Below are 17,376 nucleotides of genomic sequence, written 5' to 3' on the forward strand. Positions count from 1 at the left end.
TTGCCTCATGTTTGGGCGCAGGGTTACACATTTGCACCGCTGGGTAACATTCAGAAACGCCCTACGAGATAAACCGATATTTATTGACTTGCTACTGAGAGCGGTCTGTCAGCCGCCAGCACCCACATTGATGGCGCTTCAAAGTGAATTCCCACAAAAAAGCCCCACCCGGCCTACACCGAATGGGGCTTGGTCCCATAAACCCGCTTACGCGACGTTCATGGTCTTGTGAGTATCAATCAAATGCTGCACCACGCTTGGATCGGCCAGGGTGGAGATATCGCCCAGCCCGTCATACTCGGCCGTGGCAATCTTGCGCAGGATACGACGCATGATTTTCCCCGAACGGGTCTTCGGCAGACCCGGTGCCCACTGGATCACGTCCGGCGAAGCAATCGGGCCAATTTCCTTGCGTACCCAGTTCTTCAGCTCCAGGCGCAATGCTTCAGTCGGCTCCTCGCCGTTTTTCAGGGTGACATACACATAGATGCCCTGCCCCTTGATGTCGTGAGGTACACCGACCACTGCTGCTTCCGTGACTTTCGGGTGGGCAACCATGGCGCTTTCGATCTCGGCGGTACCCATGCGGTGCCCGGAAACGTTGAGCACGTCATCCACACGGCCGGTGATCCACCAGTAGCCGTCTTCATCGCGACGCGCGCCGTCGCCGGTGAAGTACATGCCACGGAAGGTCTTGAAGTAAGTGTCGACGAAACGGTCATGGTCGCCGTACAGGGTACGCGCCTGGCCTGGCCACGAATCGAGGATCACCAGGTTGCCTTCGGCGGCGCCCTCGATGATGTTACCCAGGTTGTCCACCAACGCCGGTACCACACCAAAGAATGGGCGTGCCGCCGAACCCGGCTTGAGCGCGTGAGCGCCCGGCAATGGGCTCATCAGGGTCGCGCCGGTTTCGGTCTGCCACCAGGTATCGACAATCGGGCAACGGGATTGGCCGACGTTCTTGTAGTACCAGTCCCACGCTTCCGGGTTGATCGGCTCACCCACCGAACCCAACAGGCGCAGGCTGCTGCCGTCAGTGCCTTCGCAGGCGGCGGTGCCGGAAGCCATCATTGCGCGGATCGCCGTCGGCGCGGTGTAGAGGATATTGACCTTGTGCTTGTCGACGATTTTCCCGACCCGGGTGATATCCGGGTAGTTCGGCACGCCTTCGAACAGCAGCGTGGTCGCGCCATTGGCCAGCGGGCCGTAGACAATATAAGTGTGGCCAGTGACCCAACCGACGTCGGCGGTGCACCAGTAGACTTCGCCCGGGCGGTAGTCGAACACACGCTCGTGGGTCAGGGCCGCGTACAACAGGTAGCCGCCGGTGGTGTGCTGCACGCCCTTGGGCTTGCCAGTGGAGCCGGAGGTGTAAAGGATGAACAGCGCTTCTTCGGCACCCATCTCTTTTGGCGCACAGACAGTGCCCGCCACTTTCATCAGGTCTTCATACCAGATGTCGCGATGCTGGTTCCACTTGATCTGGCCATTGGTGCGCTTGCACACGATGACTTTCTGGATGCTGCTGGTTTCCGGGTTGGTCAGCGCGTCGTCGACGTTGGCCTTGAGCGGCACCTTCTTGCCGGCACGGATGCCTTCGTCAGCGGTGATCACCACTTTGGATTTGCAGTCGATGATGCGACCGGCCAGGGCCTCAGGCGAGAAACCGCCAAACACCACCGAGTGGATCGCACCGATGCGGGTACAGGCCAGCATGGCGACCACGGCTTCGGGAATCATCGGCATATAGATGGTCACCACGTCGCCGCGGTGCACATCCTGGCCACGCAGGGCGTTGGCGAACTTGCAGACTTGTTCATGCAATTCGCGATAGGTGATGGTACGGCTCTCGGAAGGGTCGTCGCCCTCCCAGATGATTGCCGCCTGGTCGCCACGCTCGGCGAGGTGACGGTCCAGGCAGTTATAGGAAACGTTGAGGGTGCCGTCTGCGAACCATTTGATATCGACATGGTGGTCGTCGAACGAGGTCTGCTTGACCGTGGTGAAAGGCTTGATCCAGTCAAGACGCTTGGCTTGCTCGCGCCAGAAGCCGTCGGGGTTGACCACCGACTGCTGGTACATGGCCTTGTAGGTCGCCTCGTCGGTCAGCGTGTTGGCTGCTACTTCGGGGCGAACGGGGTACAGGGAAGCCGCACTCATCTTTCTTACCTCGGTGACAATAGTTGTTGTTGTATGCCCCTGTTTTAGCCGGGGTAGGCCTATAGAACCATTCGACGATGGTAGTAACAAGCCCCTACAAATTACCCTGATATCTCCTTGCAATGCTCTGGTTCGGGGCTTGTGGCGCTTTTCTCAGCCTCTAAAAAAACCTCTGTGGTGGATTGTTACGAAAACCGCCAAAAGTGTTTATCAAAAGTACGGGTATATGAATGCAACCCAGGCGCCTAAAATCAGCCTCGCCAACAAGGCACCGTGATTAACCAAGTTGCAGCCCCCACGAAGGCACGTTAATCCGAACTCACTACTCAAGTTACACACGTGGCCTCACAAAGGCCCCGTGACCCCCTTCGACTGTAAAAAGGTAAATTGGAAATGAAAGCTTTATTAGTTATGGCCCTTGCCAGCTTGTGCGCCACCGCCGCCCTGGCCGACGAGATCCCGACTGACGTAGCCAGCCAGCACACCGCCATTGTTGAGGAATACACCTACTCCACCGATCTGGATATCGCCAAAGTGGTGTCCATGAGCGCCATCCCAAATGTCTGCGAAGTTGTTCCAGCGCGCATGGAATATGAAGACCACCAGGGCCAGCGTCATATTCTTAATTACAAAGTCATGGGCAATGGTTGCTCTAACGGTTAATAACTTAGTTAGTTAGAACTTAACCTGACAATGTTCGCCGCAAGGAATTGTCCTTGCGGCAAAGAATCACCCGCAAAATCCTCGCCTTGCCCCCTGCTTCAAAAATCCCTCACCGCCCGTCAAAAAAATCCTACCCCGGCAAACCCTTGTAAACCCGTGCCCCGGCCGGAAATACCCTCATTTTGCCCCTCGACTGAGGCTATCCGCCGCAACACAAAGGCAAATTTTTCCCTATAATGCGCGGGTAAATCGGGCCTGCAATATCCCTTTACATGGGGTAACGAGCCAGACCTGAGGCCCCGCAGGAGTACGACACTGTCGCTCCGCCCCTCAGGCCTCAAGCAGAACACCCGTAGCCCTATTCCGTTTAGTGCCTGCGCGAGCTGTTGCAACAAACGATTCCTTAAAGATCCACCGCGGCCCTTGGGCCGTGTGAACACCCAACCATCCGGTTTCACACGGGCACCATTGGCCCACACGCAGGAGACGACACGTCATGCTGAGCTGGGACGAATTCGACAAAGAAGAAGAAGGCGAAGTAGCCGCTAAAGGCGCCAACGCCGGCCACGCCACCGAAGCCAACATGGACCGCCTCGACGGTGCCGGCGCTGCCGCCGCCATCGAAGCCCGCGCCGTCACCGCCAACGACTCCGCCGCCATCGTGCGCGCCAAGGCTGCCCTGGACAAACTCGACGTCGCCGAAGGCCTCGCCGAACTCGAAGGCGCTTCCGCCCGTGTCGCCGTTGACGAAAAGCGCATGATCAACTGCCGCGCCGACCTCAACCAACTCGTACCCTTCAAGTACGACTGGGCCTGGCAAAAATACCTCGACGGCTGCGCCAACCACTGGATGCCGCAAGAGGTCAACATGACCGCCGACATCGCCCTGTGGAAAAACCCCGAAGGCCTGACCGACGACGAACGTCGCATCGTCATGCGCAACCTGGGTTTCTTCTCCACTGCGGACTCGTTGGTCGCGAACAACCTGGTGCTGGCCGTGTACCGCCTGATCACCAACCCGGAGTGCCGCCAGTACATCCTGCGCCAGGCCTTCGAAGAGGCGATCCACACCCACGCCTACCAGTACTGCATCGAATCGCTGGCCATGGATGAAGGCGAGATCTTCAACATGTACCACGAGATTCCATCGGTCGCCAAAAAGGCAGCCTGGGGCCTGAAATACACCCGTTCGATCTCCGATCCGAAGTTCGAAACCGGCACCGTCGACACCGACAAAGAACTGCTGCGCAACCTGGTCGCCTACTACTGCGTGCTGGAAGGCATCTTCTTCTACTGCGGTTTCACCCAGATCCTGTCCATGGGCCGCCGCAACAAAATGACCGGCGTGGCCGAGCAGTTCCAGTACATCCTGCGCGATGAGTCGATGCACCTGAACTTCGGCATCGACGTGATCAACCAGATCAAAATCGAAAACCCACACCTGTGGGATGCCGACATGAAGGAAGAAGCGACCCAGATGATCCTGCAAGGGACCCAGCTGGAGATCGAATACGCACGCGACACCATGCCACGCGGCGTATTGGGCATGAACGCGGCGATGATGGAGGACTACCTCAAGTTCATCGCCAACCGTCGCCTGTCGCAGATCGGCTTGAAGGAAGAATACCCAGGGACCACTAACCCGTTCCCGTGGATGAGCGAGATCATGGACTTGAAGAAAGAGAAGAACTTCTTTGAGACCCGCGTGATCGAGTATCAGACCGGTGGGGCGTTGAGCTGGGATTGACATTGATAATGTCTGATAAAAAAGGCTGCCCACAGGCAGCCTTTTTTATGCTGACCACCCCCTTCATACTTACATAATGATCACTGATCATTAAAAACTTACCCCGTGGAAAAATAGCGCTAAGGAGCTAAACGAATTCCCCTTACAAAAAACTTAAAAATTCGTTATCTCATCATAGAACGCTTGCCGAGACTCAAAAAGCCATCATAATATAATTCGGCTGTCTTACTTCATGCAAGGAGGCAATGTGTATGCGAACAGCAATTCGATTCAATGCAAATATAAAAGACACTGAAATTACAACGATCACTCATTGCATCAGCGATCAAAGCAATTCCTCGACAAATAAAAGTGAAGTTTAAGGGAATAGCATGCCAAACAAACATCCACTCCGCGTTCAGTCCCACATCTTACGTCTCCTTGGCGACCAGCTAATTGGACATGATCGCCTAGCCGTATTTGAGCTTGTAAAAAACTCCTACGATGCAGATGCCAGTACAGTTTCCATCACAATTGACCTCAACGAGGTCGATCCATGCGTAAAAGTCGAAGACAATGGTTCAGGGATGAACCTATCAGTAATCACCGGCGCCTGGTTAGAAGTCGGAACGGACTCGAAACGCTCAGCTCAAAATAGAAAAAGATCAAAGATATTCAATAGACTGCCCTTGGGAGAAAAAGGGGTGGGCAGGCTTGCAGTTCAGAAGCTAGGAAAAAAATTACAAGTAATCACCAAAGAAAGCAATTCAGCAGAATATGAATTCAACATAGACTGGGACGTGCTAATTGGCAGCTCAAAGTATCTCAATGATAACTTATCCGTTGAAGTCATAGAAAGACCTACCCCCTCCCACTTCAAAACTGGAAGTGGCACATTCATAAAAATCTCTGACTTATATCTAGCAGAGTGGAAGCGCGGGGACATAAGAGAATTATACCGACTAGTAAAATCACTCAGCAATCCGTTTAACCGTGTGGACTCATTCAACGTAAGTTTAGATATTCCAGGTCGACAAGATGAAATTAGCGGCCTGCCGGACGTTGAGGACATGCTGGATAGAGCGATGTGGAAATTAACATATCGCCTTGATGAAAAAGGTGTTTTTCGCTGGGCGTACTTTTTTCAGCCGCCTAAATATAAAGGTTTGCAACGTAGGTACAAACGCCACACAGGGCGCTTGGATATCCTTCCCGAAAAAGGTGAGGATACAAAAACAGGAAAACAGAAAAAAGAGCAAAAAATATTTGTCACAGCCGACATATTAAAAGATATAGGCCCCATAAAGGGCCGAATTTATGCATTCCATCAAAGTCCCGAAATTTTAAGGCTTTTTGGTGATAGCCAACAAATGAAAGCATGGCTAGCAGGCCAGTCAGGTGTTCGAGTTTATCGAGACAGAGTCCGGGTTTTTAATTACGGCGAACCTGGTGACGACTGGCTGCGCTTAAATGCGAGAAGAATTAATACGCCCGGTAAAAAACTAGGCTCCAATAGTATCGTTTCATACATAGATCTGGACCTAGATAAAAGTACGGGCCTCCGAGAGAAAACGAACCGTGAAGGCTTTGATGAAAACAAGCCTTTTGATAGCTTACGAGCAATTGCATTAAGCATATTTGATAAATTCGAGCGCGAATTAGCACCAGATCGAGATGCTATAGACAAAGCGATTAAGAACACAGAAAAACTACCCCCCATTGAAAATGCATTCGACGAGATCATAAAAGTTGCAAAGAAGCACAAACTTGAACAAGAAATACTTCCCGCAGTCGCCGCTATAAAAAACGAACTCGACAGCTTCAAAGAAGTAATGGTGGGATCGGGCATGGCAAACATGAATATTGGCCTAGCTTTTCACGAAATGGTTCACGGCGTAGACAACATCGTTGGCCAACTTGAGCGCAACTCAAACAAAGAAATTATTTTAAGTACCGTTCGCCACCTCAGAAGCTTACTTGACACATTTAAACCGCTTTTACAGCGAGAGAAAAATCGATCACTCCCGATTAACGAGCTAACGACGCGCGTAATCAAAATGCACCAACACAGATTTCCGCGCCATGAAGTTACACTTTCCGACTGGACCAATGACACCGACAAAGCAATAAACTTTAAAGTAAAGGGCCCACTAAATCTTGTTATCGGCGCTATTAGTAACGTAATAGACAACGCCATCTACTGGTCACGTTATAGAAAAGAGCTTGAAAACAGCTCTGAGCCGGCCGCGATATTAATTCTTTCTTCGTGGGATCAAGAACTTAAAGAAGGCACGTTAGCCATAATCGACAATGGTATGGGTTTTCAACTCAATCCAGACTCAATTGCTAAACCCTTTATGACAATGAAAGCTGGCGGCTCAGGCCTTGGACTCTATTTTGCCAGACTAGTACTTGAATCGATGGGGGGACGATTCATGGTTTGCCGTGCCGAAGAGTTACGGGATGATTTTAACTTCTCCTCCTCATATGATGGGGCAGCTGTAGTATTCACTTTCAAGGATTAGAAAATGAAACCTTTTTCCAGAGTCGTCGCATTAGATAATAACCAAGAAGACCTAGATGCAATCGTCAGAGCGCTAGGCAGAGCCGGATATAGTTCCATACCATATCTTTTTGATGTAGGTGAGTTTGTACCGCCAATCACTCAACCATGCGCCGGATTGAGGCTAATTTTCTCGGACATCCATTTAACCCCGACAAGTAGCATAAATGGAGTCGACCATGCCGCAACTATAGGAAATTTTTTAAAGCAAATCGTACCAACTGGTCCATATGGTGTTATTTTCTGGTCAAAACATGAGGCCGACGAACGTAAAATCGTGAGCGAGCTTATATCAAGAGCTCCAGACATAGGATTTAACTTACCAGTTTTTTTTGGCTTCATGGATAAAAATAAGGTAGGAATAGGCGATCCAGAAGCAGAAGTTGATTACGAGCTACTTGGTAAATTAATTTATGAAGAGGTCAGCAAATCGCAATCACTTTCAATTGTCATGAATTGGGAAGAACGTATTCTTTTAGCTGCAACGCAAGCAAGCAACAGCCTATTTCAAATAATTAAAAACACTCCAGAATTTGAAGGCAACTCTATATCCGAAGAATGGCTAAAGCTACTTGCTTTTTTAAGCCAAGAGGCGGTTGGAAAGACTGCGGCAATCTCAAATGCGTCTGGAGCTCTAGACAACGCCCTTCTTCCGGTGTTAGAAGATCAACTTAGAGTACAACCTTCTAATCCGTACGAGACTGACAACCCAATATGCGATAACTTGTCCTCCATGGGAGATGCAAAACTAAAACTTTCTGCATCTATAGACAGGGCATCACTCAACTCTTTCTACCTAGTTGAAGACTTCGAAGCGGGGGGGGGACAGCCTTATAATTTTAGAGGTGTAATTTCAAAGCTTAACGACGACCCGAGAAACTTTATATCAGATCAATTTGGAGCTGACTGGAGAGAAATATTATATAAAGAATTTATAATCAACGGTGAAACAATAGATATAGATGACAAACTAGTCAGCAGAGCGGCACCGTGCTTAATATCGCTATCTGCAGAGTGCGATGAGGTTCAAGGAAAAATTCCGAGCCACAGGTATCTCCTTGGCGTGATTTTCGAAGAAACAGATTTAAAATCTTTTCTCCGAGGAGGAGGACAACCTACAAGAGCCGCGTTGCAAAATATCGGAAAAATCAAAATTGGGGGTGAGACGAAATGCATCCTGGTATCCTGCCGTAGGTTTACCAGTGAGCATTCTGTTAGATTTTCATTTCCTGTCATACCCATAGCGCGCTTGAGAAGAAACACACTAGAGGAAATAATTCATCACTACACAACACATGCAAGAAGACCTGGAGTTATGCGTTTTTACTAGTAGCAACTAGAGAAAACCAAGCCTTGCCGTAACTTTACAGCAAGGCTATAACTCAAGCGGCATCTTTATCTTTTTTCACGTCCAAGGTTGTACTTAGTGACGAAACAATAGCTTCCATAACAGGTGAACAAACTGCATTCCCCATTAACTTTACTTTGTCACGCCTAGTCACATTCGGAAAGCTATAGCTTTCTGGAAATCCCATAGCCTTCCGTAGCTCTTCCGGCTGAAGCATACGCATCATATGGCCTGCAGAACTGGGCCTAACATAAGCAAATCGATCGACCGTTGTGATAGTTCTCAAGGGAGAATCCATACGCTGCCACCCACCGCCACCATCGGTACCATAATATACAATCAGAAAAGAAGTATTTTCCCCTAACTCAGAAATAGCACGATCAGCGCGGGCAAGGGTTTCTTTCGCGCGGTTCGGCCGGCGTAGAGGAGTCATTTTGTACCTTTCAGTCTTATCTAAAATATCCCAAACATTCTTATAAACGGTATTTAAAGGTAATACTGGAATAGGCATATCTATTAAATCAGCAATCATGAAAAGCCTACGTCGACGTTGAGCCACGCCAAACCCCGAAGCATCTATAACTTGCTCACGTACATTATATTTTAAACGAACAAGCTCCTCCATTAACTCGTTGTACCTCCCCCAAGGCTTCATATGCACCACATTTTCAAGCGTAATCCATCGAGGTTTCATCACCTCTGCATATCTGATTACCTGAAAAGCTGTGTCCTTACTTTCTTCAGAGCGAGGTTTCGCTCCACGCGCGCACGTGTGATGCGTGCACTCTGGAGAAGAGATAAGTAAGTCTATTGGCCCGGTTTTAGCTAAAACGTCTTCGGGCGTAAGAATACGAAGATCCTCTTGAAAGACATGTGCATCAGGGAAATTTAGCTTGAAGGATTCTACCGCTGGCCCCCACAAATCAACCCCCCCCATAATTTTTGCGCCGCCTTCACGAGCCCCTAGGCTGCTACCTCCTGCCCCACAGAACATGTCAAACGTACGAATCTGATCCATTTCACAGCCTTTAATTTTATCTTCTAGCCAGGTTACCAGGTTCCCGGCACCATTCAACATTAATGGCACAAGGACACCACCATGAACGACAACCTGGTTTACACAGTTGATAAGCTATCAATCTCAAATCTAGTGATCGACGCGCGCTACTCAGGGAGCCGAAACGGTAATTCGAGTGACGACCCTCTGACGAAGCTTCTTAGCCTCAGCAACCAAGGTGGCTTTCGGATCAGAGGAAAGCGCAAAGACCCGCACCTCATCGCTCTGGTGTCGAGCATGGAGGATCTTGACTGGCCCGATGAACTGGACCTTTCCACAGGCGTGTTCACTTATTACGGCGATAACAAGAAGCCGGGTCGTAAACTGGACGAAACCAACCGGTATGGCAACAATCTTTTAGAGCTAATTTTCGAACGTCAGCACTCTGGGTTACGGGTAGATATCCCGCCGATTTTCGTTTTCACCAAAGCTGGTATCTATCGCGATATGATTTTCAGGGGACTGGCGGTACCCGGCAGAATTGGAAGCACGCACAATGATGATTTGGTAGCCGTCTGGCACGCGAGTAAAGGTCAGAGATTTCAGAATTATAGAGCGACCTTCACCATTCTCGACTTGCCAGAAATCCCCAGAGCATGGCTCACCGATATCATTTCGGGTATACGAGCGAGCGACAGTGAACATGCTCCCGCGGGGTGGCTTAAGTGGGTGAAAACTAGCCAATACACACCTCTAATTGCTAAACGCTCCCAGCCTATCCGATCAAAGAAAGACCAGCTTCCGACCTTAAAGGATGATATCAAAACGCTATCAATTCTTCATAAACACTTCGCGCGAGACCCCTACGCATTCGAGGAGTGCGCAGCTCACTTGGTCAGGGTGTGTTTACCCGAAACTGTCGAGTTGGATCTGACAAGACGGTATCGAGACGGCGGGCGGGATGGCATCGGGAGACTCAGGATTGGGAGGCCTGAGACCTCCGTCCTCGTTGACTTTGCAATTGAGGCCAAGTGCTACGGTACTAATAGCGCTGTTGGTGTCAGGGAAGTCTCAAGGCTGATCTCTCGCCTTAGGCACCGTCAATTTGGTGTGATCGTCACAACATCATGGCTGCACGATCAAGCTTATAAAGAAATTGTGGAAGACGGTCATCCGGTAATGATTCTTGCCGGAAAAGACCTTGTTGAATTACTACGAGAAACAGGTCTACAGGACAGCTCCGCGGTCCTCACATGGCTGAAGACGAGTTTCCCATTGGGCGAAACATAGATGAGTGCAAACATAGTCGCCCCGGAGCAACGCGCTAAGAACATGTCCAGAATAAAGGGCAAAAACACAAAGCCCGAAATGACTGTTCGCTCCGTGTTTCATGAGCTGGAGCTTCGCGATCGCCTACACATAGGAGGGACCTGCCGGGAGCACCAGAACTAGTGCAAAGCATCGATTCTGTTTATTCGTTTGCGGGTGCTTCTGGCACAGGCACCCTTGGTGTAAATACGCGTACACACCTAAAGCAGATTGGATTTCTGGTTACCTAAGCTCACGAAAACGTTGGAATAGATATAGAGGCTCAACGACCCTTTGAGGCAAAAGGTTGGCGCGCATCGATTATCTCGGAATGCCAGACAAAAAATATAGAAACTTTGCGGACTGAAATCCGAAAATGATCAACCCTGAAATCACTATCCAGCACATCGCCCCTGAAATGGAATGAACAGTTTTGGGGACTTGACCACCCCCCATTCGCCCACCTACCCTCTCAACTCGGCGCCTAAGAAACGCCTCAACCAGAGCGGCCTTCCGCACCCGACAGTCATGCGGCTTTTTTCGCCAGCGGTTTCTCTACGTCTGTGAAAAAATCCCCGTTATGTCGGGAGTGGGCGAATACAAGACCCGAAAGGGGAATATGTCCGGCCCGTCTCTGGTGGGTTTCTTAGCTCCCGACACCCTTAACGCGTGCCCTAAGAAAGCAACCAGAGGTAACGGAAATGCCTGGATACTTTGCACTCCCCGCGAAGGTCATTCGCAGCACCTGCACCATTTCACAAACACTCTCCGACTTGGAGGTGTGCCATGTATGAACCTACTGCCTTCACCCGTCATAACCTGCACCTGCATGCCCTGCTTATCGAGAATCAGCCCTGGTTCTGTGCTCGCGACCTTGGTCGCCTGATGGGGCTGTATCTGGATGAGCGCAAGGTGAGCAAGCTCGATGAAGATCAGCGGCAAAGACTGGAAATACGGTATCACGGTCAGCCTGATAACATGCTGATGATCAGCGAATCCGGTGTGTATGCGTTGCTCGTATATCACTACACGCCTGGACATCGCCTACTGCGGGAATGGTTGACCCATCAAGTGGTGCCTGCTTTACGTGATAGCCATCAATCGAAATCTACAGACCGTCCGATGTTGAGTTTGTTGGATTGGCCCGAAATGTCGTTGAGCCTTTTGCATTGGCAAGATGACGGCTGGATTCGCCTGCGCGATATGCCCTACCTGCTGCTCAACAGAACTCGACGGCAGGGGCCGCCGACCAAGACTTGGTTACAGAAGGTGGCGGAGTATTTCCTACCTTCGGGTCATTCAGCACGCTAAAGCTTTGGGAACGGTTCGTCCGGGCTGACTCGGACGAATCACCAACCGCAAAGACTAAATCCGTCCTGTAACATTGTCGGATGCCTTACGACGTTCATTCCGGTGCCTGACCGGGGTAAACTCCGCCAATCATTGTGTATAAAAGAACAGTAGCGTTACCTCTGTTCAACCTTAATTGCGTAGTCGTTTTTCGCCTGAACCCAGCCAGTGGGTGTCAGTCACAACGTATAAGAATCTGCTCCACCTGATCAAGGACCCCCCGTGAACCCAGACATGCTAGAAGCCGGCCCCGTGGGCGCCAAGGTACTTTCAGTGTTCGACTTCGACGGCACCCTGACCCGCCACGACAGTTTTGTGCCGTTTCTCAAGTTTGCTTTCGGCAAGCAGGAATTCAATCGCCGGATGCTCAAGCTGGCGCTGCCGGGCTTGCGCTTTCTGGTGCGCCGGATGAGCCGTGATGAGCTCAAGGCGCAGTTGATTCGCACCTTTATGACCGGCGTAGAGAAGGCCTGGGTACAGCGCAAAGCCGAAGAATACTGCCAGGCTTATTGGAACAAGCTGATGCGCCCTGCCGGTTTGCAGTCGGTGGCCGATGAAATTGGCTCCGGTGCCGAAGTGACGTTGTGTTCGGCTTCGCCGGCAATCGTGTTGCAACCTTTTGCCGATCGCCTGGGAATCAAACTGATCGGGACCGAGCTTGAGGTGGTCGATGGGGTGTTAAGTGGGCGCCTTACGGGCAACAACTGCCGTTGTGAGAACAAGGTGTTGCGGCTTGAAGCGGTGTATGGCGACCTGGGTGAGTATCGGCTCAGGGCCTGGGGTGACACGCGCGGGGATCGCGAGTTGCTGGCGGCGGCGCAAGATGCGCATTGGCGGCATTTTCATTCGGCCAAGCGCCGAGGCAAACCGAAGCCGTAAGCCGCTTGGAACCAGCCCTTTCAGACGTATTGAAAGGGCTGCGCCCTGATAGCGGACATTTGTGCTACCTGCGCAACCCCGCTATTAATAGCGAATCTTGCCACGGACCCGCCCCGATGAAATTCGACACAGCCTATTGCCTGAGCCTGGACGAAAAGCTGTCGATCTATGACGTGCGCGACCTGAATTTCGACGAAACCGCCGCCTTCGACTCCGACAAGGACAGCTTCCTCTGCCCCAACGATGATTGCCGTGCAGCGTTTGCAGCGGGCAATGTGCTGGGTACGTTCAATGGCAAGAACGTCAACTACCTGCGCACCCCGCACTTCAAGAACCTGCCCAGCACCCGGCATATCGACGGCTGCCGCTATGCCAGCCACAAGGCTGCTGCGGGAGACGCTGCGGACGAGCGCGAGGAGAACTTCCCGTCGGAGTTTGTGCTGACTCGACGTCAGTACGAACGCAAGACAGTCATTCCAGGTTCCGCAGACGCTATCCCACAAGATCCGGCGAAAGCACCTTCGAAAACCTCCAATACTTCCCACAGCGCCAGCGAAACCACCCCGGACAAGACCAGCGTCTTCGCCCACCCGGTGGAATGCTACGTGTCCAATATCGACGACAAGGACAAGCTCAAGGGCATGCCGTTGAAGATCGGTGAGCACACCGCGACGTATTGGGCGTTTTTCAAGAAGATCGAATACCTGCAAGACAACAAGGGCTTGATCTACTGGGGCCGGATCAAAGCGATCAAGGACTACACCAGCAGCGTTCGCATCGACTTTGAAAAGAAAGTGTGGCTCGACAAAAAGCCGTATTCCGTCAACGTCTACCTGAACAAGAAGCTGATCGAGAACTACCGCAAGCGCAAGGCGTTCCTGGAGCAGATCAGGGCCGCCGTAAACAGCGATCGCCCGCTGTATTGCTTCTTTTATGGTGTGACGCCGGAGTTGAAACAGGTACCAAGCAAGAAAAACCCCGAGCAGACGTTCGGGGTGTTCAGTGCCGATATCCAGAACCTGGACCACCTGCTGATCCGCGAGGCGCCGGGGCTGGAGGAGAAGTGACCGGAAGCGCCCGCCAATCGCGGGCCGATCAGCCGAGAAAGAATCCAGTTGATGAACGGTCAAAACAACTGTACAAAAACACAGTATAGTTTGCCCTCCCCCGTTGGATTCCTGGAGAACCCCATGTCCTCTCTGGCAGTGAGCACCACCGTAGATCAGCAAATCGTCCTTCATCAATTCACCCCACGGCACAGTGTGCAGGCCCGCGCGATGCTGGGCTGGAGCCGGGAAGACCTGGCCCGACAAGCCGGAGTTGGGGTGGACGCTATCCAGCGTTTTGAAAGCCATCAGGAGGTGGATGACGCCATCCGCATCGCCCTGGCATTTCGTCTGGAGCACGAAGGCCTGGTGTTTTTCCCAGGGTTTGCGCCGGGATGGGGCATGAGCGGGCGGCGCTCCCCTGCGCCACAGGCGGATGCCGAACCGGCTCGTCGGAGCCTTATCGCCCGGCTGCTGGGCTCGCCATCCTCGAACACGCCTCAACCCAACGGCGCTTAGGCCCGATGACCGCGCAAAGGGTCACCTCACGGGCATGTCGGCGTGAGCCTGCATCGCCTGTTGATAGACCCGCACCAAGACCGACAGCGAGTCCCGTGCCCAACGGGCACCGTAGAACCAGAGTACGACCCTCGTGCCTTGGAGACCGTCGCTGAATATCTGGCATACGCCTGGGTATCCGGTTTTGCAGAAGAGGTGGAAGGCTGGGCTTTGGCCGTCTGACACCAACGCGTCGAGGCGATGCTCGTTCGTTCGCTTGTCGATCTCGTTGCTGGACTCCAGGGTGAAGTACGCGGCATCCGGTAACTGTGCCTCCACTGGCACCACTTGGGCGCCGGCAGCCTTTAACACCTCCAAAGCCTGGAGAAATCCGCTGGAATGCTCCACCGTTTCACGTACACCGTTGCGCAAATATCCGTCGGCAAAACCGATACGCCAATCGGCCAGGGCGGGAGCGGATTTGGCGGCGTTGTTTTCCATGATGGGCGGAACTTCCACCATGACCTGGCCTACAGGGTCCAGGCCGCTCAAGGCAATAAGCGATAGCGACGGATCACGTACGGTCTTCATCATCGGGCCAGGGATATCAAACCTGGGGCCCTGGACGACAGGCGCAGCAGCAGGCTGAAACTCAATGCCACCGCGAGACGTTGACACATTGTCTGTCGACCCGGAAGGAGCGGCAGGCCCACAAGGCATTGCGTTAAAGGCGTTGAGCACCAAAGGCAACCCCACGGAACAGGGTGCACCGGGCGACAAGGTTTTCCTACATTTGTCCTCCATCAGGCCCCACTCCCAGAAAATGGCTTTCCGAGATCATCGCACCCTTTTCCAGTCGATTCTCCGGGCAGAAATACCTTGAAAGCCCTTTTACCGTGTGGCTTTAGCAACCCCTTTCAACTCACTAACTGTTCTGCCGCCTGGGCCTCGACATCCAGCCACCAGGCATGCCCACGTTCAGGGGCAGCCAGCATAAAAGCCTGGCCCATGGCGGGTGTGGCAATTGACACATTGCGCTCCCAGGCCAGGGCCATGATGCGGTCAAACGGCTCATGCCAGGCATGAAATGCCAGGTCAAAGGTGCCATTGTGGATCGGCAGCAACCAGCGCCCCTTCAGGTCGATATGGGCCTGCAAAGTTTGTTCGGGCTGCATGTGGATATCGGGCCAGTCGACGTTGTAAGCACCGGTTTCCATCAGCGTCAGGTCAAATGGCCCATATTGCTCGCCAATACGCTTGAAACCTTCGAAATAGCCGGTGTCGCCACTGAAAAAAATACGCCGGGCATCATCGACCATCACCCAGGACGCCCACAGCGTCTGGTTGCCATCAAACAGGCCACGGCCGGAAAAGTGCTGGGCTGGGGTGGCGACAAAGTGGATGCCGTCCACTTCAGTGCCCTGCCACCAATCCAACTGCCGCACCTTGCCTGGCGCCACACCCCATTTGATCAAGGTGTCACCCACGCCCAGTGGCGCGAGAAAATAGCGCGTCTTGGCGGCCAATTGCACAACGGCTTGGCGGTCCAGGTGGTCGTAATGGTCATGCGACAAGATCACCGCCTCAATCGGCGGCAGTTCTTCAAGGCTGATAGGCGGCTGATGAAAGCGCTTGGGGCCGGCCCAATTGAAAGGCGAAGCCCGCTCGGCGAACACCGGATCGGTCAGCCAGAACTTGCCACGCATTTTCAGCAGGACGGTGGAATGCCCCAGGCGGTAGACACTGTGATTCGGGGCGCTCAATAACTGCTCACGCGTCAGGCGCTGTACCGGGATTTCACCTACCGGCCGCGTGCTGCGGGGCTTATGAAAGAGCATCTTCCAGAAAATCTGTAGCGTTTTGCCAAAGCCTGCACGGCTGACCGGCGCATGATTATTGAACTGACCTTGCTGCTGCTCGGACGATTTGAGCGCTGGGGAAGAGGTATCGACACGGGTAGAGATCGTGGCCATTACAGAGTGACTCCGGTACGTTCTGCTGATGCAGGTCAACAACTACACTGCACAGTGTAGTTTCAAGATTGCAACAAAACCCGGACCAAGTAAACTACCGAGTGTAATTTTCTTCCCAGAGCCGAAAGCCCCATGACTGCACCTCAACGCCTCACCGACCGTAAACGCGAAGCCATTGTGGCAGCAGCCATTGCCGAGTTTCGCGATAACGGTTTCGAGGTCACCAGCATGGACAAGATCGCCGCCAGCGCTGGCGTATCCAAGCGCACGGTGTACAACCACTTCCCCAGCAAGGAGGAGTTGTTCACCGAGATCCTGAATAAGTTATGGGCCAGCAGCGTTGCACAACTGGATGTCAGCTACAGCAGCGCACAGCCCCTGCGTGACCAATTGCGGGTGTTGCTGCAAGCGAAGATGAAGATGATGTCGGACGCCAACTTCCTCGACCTGGCCCGCGTGGCAATTGCCGCGACCATCCATTCCCCGGAGCGGGCCCAGGGCATCGTCAATCGCCTGAGCGAACGTGAAGAAGGGTTCACATTATGGGTGCGCGCAGCGCAGGAAGACGGTCGCCTCAAGCCCGTGGACCCGTGCTTTGCCGCCCATCAGGTGCAAAGCCTGCTCAAAGCCTTCGCCTTCTGGCCGCAAATCACCCTGGGCCAACCCACCCTGGATGCGGCTACCCAGGCCAACGTGATCGAGTCAGCGATGGACCTGTTTCTGGCCGGCTACGAGATTGCCACCCGCCCCCAATAAATCCCTCTGTCGTCAATACGACACTGGCGGGTCGTTTTTGCCTGAATCCTGCGGATCCCCGCGCAAATGGCCTGGAAGGACACTGATTATTCCTGCGTAAATCACT

At 52.7% G+C, this 17,376-nt stretch carries 15 protein-coding genes; 11 read left to right on the forward strand and 4 right to left on the reverse strand.

Features of this window, described 5'->3' with window-relative positions; translation table 11 throughout:
- Positions 1–207: 207 nt before the first annotated feature.
- Positions 208–2,163, reverse strand: coding sequence for an acetate--CoA ligase (gene acs, locus HU773_RS20900; RefSeq protein ID WP_029294430.1), 1,956 nt, complete (start codon positions 2,161–2,163; stop codon positions 208–210).
- A 393-nt stretch (positions 2,164–2,556) separates the two neighbouring features.
- Between acs and HU773_RS20905 the strand changes: the two genes are divergently transcribed.
- From HU773_RS20905 to HU773_RS20920, 4 genes are all read left to right on the forward strand, one after another.
- Positions 2,557–2,826, forward strand: a complete 270-nt coding sequence (locus HU773_RS20905; RefSeq protein WP_057444078.1) for a DUF2790 domain-containing protein — start codon at positions 2,557–2,559, stop codon at positions 2,824–2,826.
- A gap of 496 nt (positions 2,827–3,322) precedes the next feature.
- Entirely contained in the window at positions 3,323–4,573 is a 1,251-nt protein-coding gene (locus HU773_RS20910; protein WP_090291778.1) for a ribonucleotide-diphosphate reductase subunit beta, read from the forward strand.
- A 371-nt stretch (positions 4,574–4,944) separates the two neighbouring features.
- Positions 4,945–7,077 (forward strand): ATP-binding protein, encoded by a 2,133-nt coding sequence (locus HU773_RS20915; protein WP_186626134.1) that lies wholly within the window; start codon positions 4,945–4,947, stop codon positions 7,075–7,077.
- A 3-nt stretch (positions 7,078–7,080) separates the two neighbouring features.
- Complete coding sequence (locus HU773_RS20920; protein ID WP_186626135.1) at positions 7,081–8,445, forward strand: hypothetical protein; 1,365 nt, start codon at positions 7,081–7,083, stop codon at positions 8,443–8,445.
- Positions 8,446–8,497: 52 nt separating this feature from the next.
- Here the strand turns inward: HU773_RS20920 and HU773_RS20925 are convergent, their stop codons facing one another.
- On the reverse strand, positions 8,498–9,541 hold the full coding sequence (locus HU773_RS20925) for a DNA cytosine methyltransferase (RefSeq protein WP_225923890.1): 1,044 nt from the start codon (positions 9,539–9,541) through the stop codon (positions 8,498–8,500).
- 21 nt (positions 9,542–9,562) lie between these two features.
- Here HU773_RS20925 and HU773_RS20930 point away from each other — a divergent pair, with 21 nt between their 5' ends.
- The 6 genes from HU773_RS20930 to HU773_RS20955 all read left to right on the forward strand — a co-directional run bounded on the left by HU773_RS20930 (position 9,563) and on the right by HU773_RS20955 (position 14,562).
- Entirely contained in the window at positions 9,563–10,750 is a 1,188-nt protein-coding gene (locus HU773_RS20930; RefSeq protein ID WP_186626136.1) for a restriction endonuclease, read from the forward strand.
- 42 nt (positions 10,751–10,792) lie between these two features.
- On the forward strand, positions 10,793–10,912 hold the full coding sequence (locus HU773_RS27500; protein WP_264083136.1) for a PDDEXK family nuclease: 120 nt from the start codon (positions 10,793–10,795) through the stop codon (positions 10,910–10,912).
- Between the two features lie 642 nt (positions 10,913–11,554).
- Entirely contained in the window at positions 11,555–12,079 is a 525-nt protein-coding gene (locus HU773_RS20940) for a BRO-N domain-containing protein (RefSeq protein ID WP_186626137.1), read from the forward strand.
- Positions 12,080–12,340: 261 nt separating this feature from the next.
- On the forward strand, positions 12,341–12,997 hold the full coding sequence (locus tag HU773_RS20945; protein WP_081044298.1) for an HAD family hydrolase: 657 nt from the start codon (positions 12,341–12,343) through the stop codon (positions 12,995–12,997).
- A gap of 116 nt (positions 12,998–13,113) precedes the next feature.
- Positions 13,114–14,064, forward strand: a complete 951-nt coding sequence (locus tag HU773_RS20950; protein ID WP_186626138.1) for a hypothetical protein — start codon at positions 13,114–13,116, stop codon at positions 14,062–14,064.
- 123 nt (positions 14,065–14,187) lie between these two features.
- Positions 14,188–14,562 carry a helix-turn-helix domain-containing protein gene (locus HU773_RS20955; RefSeq protein WP_186626139.1) on the forward strand — a complete coding sequence of 125 codons (375 nt, stop codon included), beginning with the start codon at positions 14,188–14,190 and terminating at the stop codon, positions 14,560–14,562.
- Between the two features lie 21 nt (positions 14,563–14,583).
- Here the strand turns inward: HU773_RS20955 and HU773_RS20960 are convergent, their stop codons facing one another.
- Positions 14,584–15,132 carry a hypothetical protein gene (locus tag HU773_RS20960; RefSeq protein ID WP_169990009.1) on the reverse strand — a complete coding sequence of 183 codons (549 nt, stop codon included), beginning with the start codon at positions 15,130–15,132 and terminating at the stop codon, positions 14,584–14,586.
- A gap of 326 nt (positions 15,133–15,458) precedes the next feature.
- On the reverse strand, positions 15,459–16,514 hold the full coding sequence (locus tag HU773_RS20965) for an MBL fold metallo-hydrolase (protein ID WP_186626140.1): 1,056 nt from the start codon (positions 16,512–16,514) through the stop codon (positions 15,459–15,461).
- A gap of 132 nt (positions 16,515–16,646) precedes the next feature.
- Between HU773_RS20965 and HU773_RS20970 the strand changes: the two genes are divergently transcribed.
- On the forward strand, positions 16,647–17,270 hold the full coding sequence (locus tag HU773_RS20970; protein WP_057441915.1) for a TetR/AcrR family transcriptional regulator: 624 nt from the start codon (positions 16,647–16,649) through the stop codon (positions 17,268–17,270).
- The last annotated feature ends 106 nt before the right edge of the window (positions 17,271–17,376 follow it).

It is taken from the genome of Pseudomonas shahriarae, assembly GCF_014268455.2.
GTDB classification, from domain to species: Bacteria; Pseudomonadota; Gammaproteobacteria; order Pseudomonadales; family Pseudomonadaceae; genus Aquipseudomonas; species Aquipseudomonas shahriarae.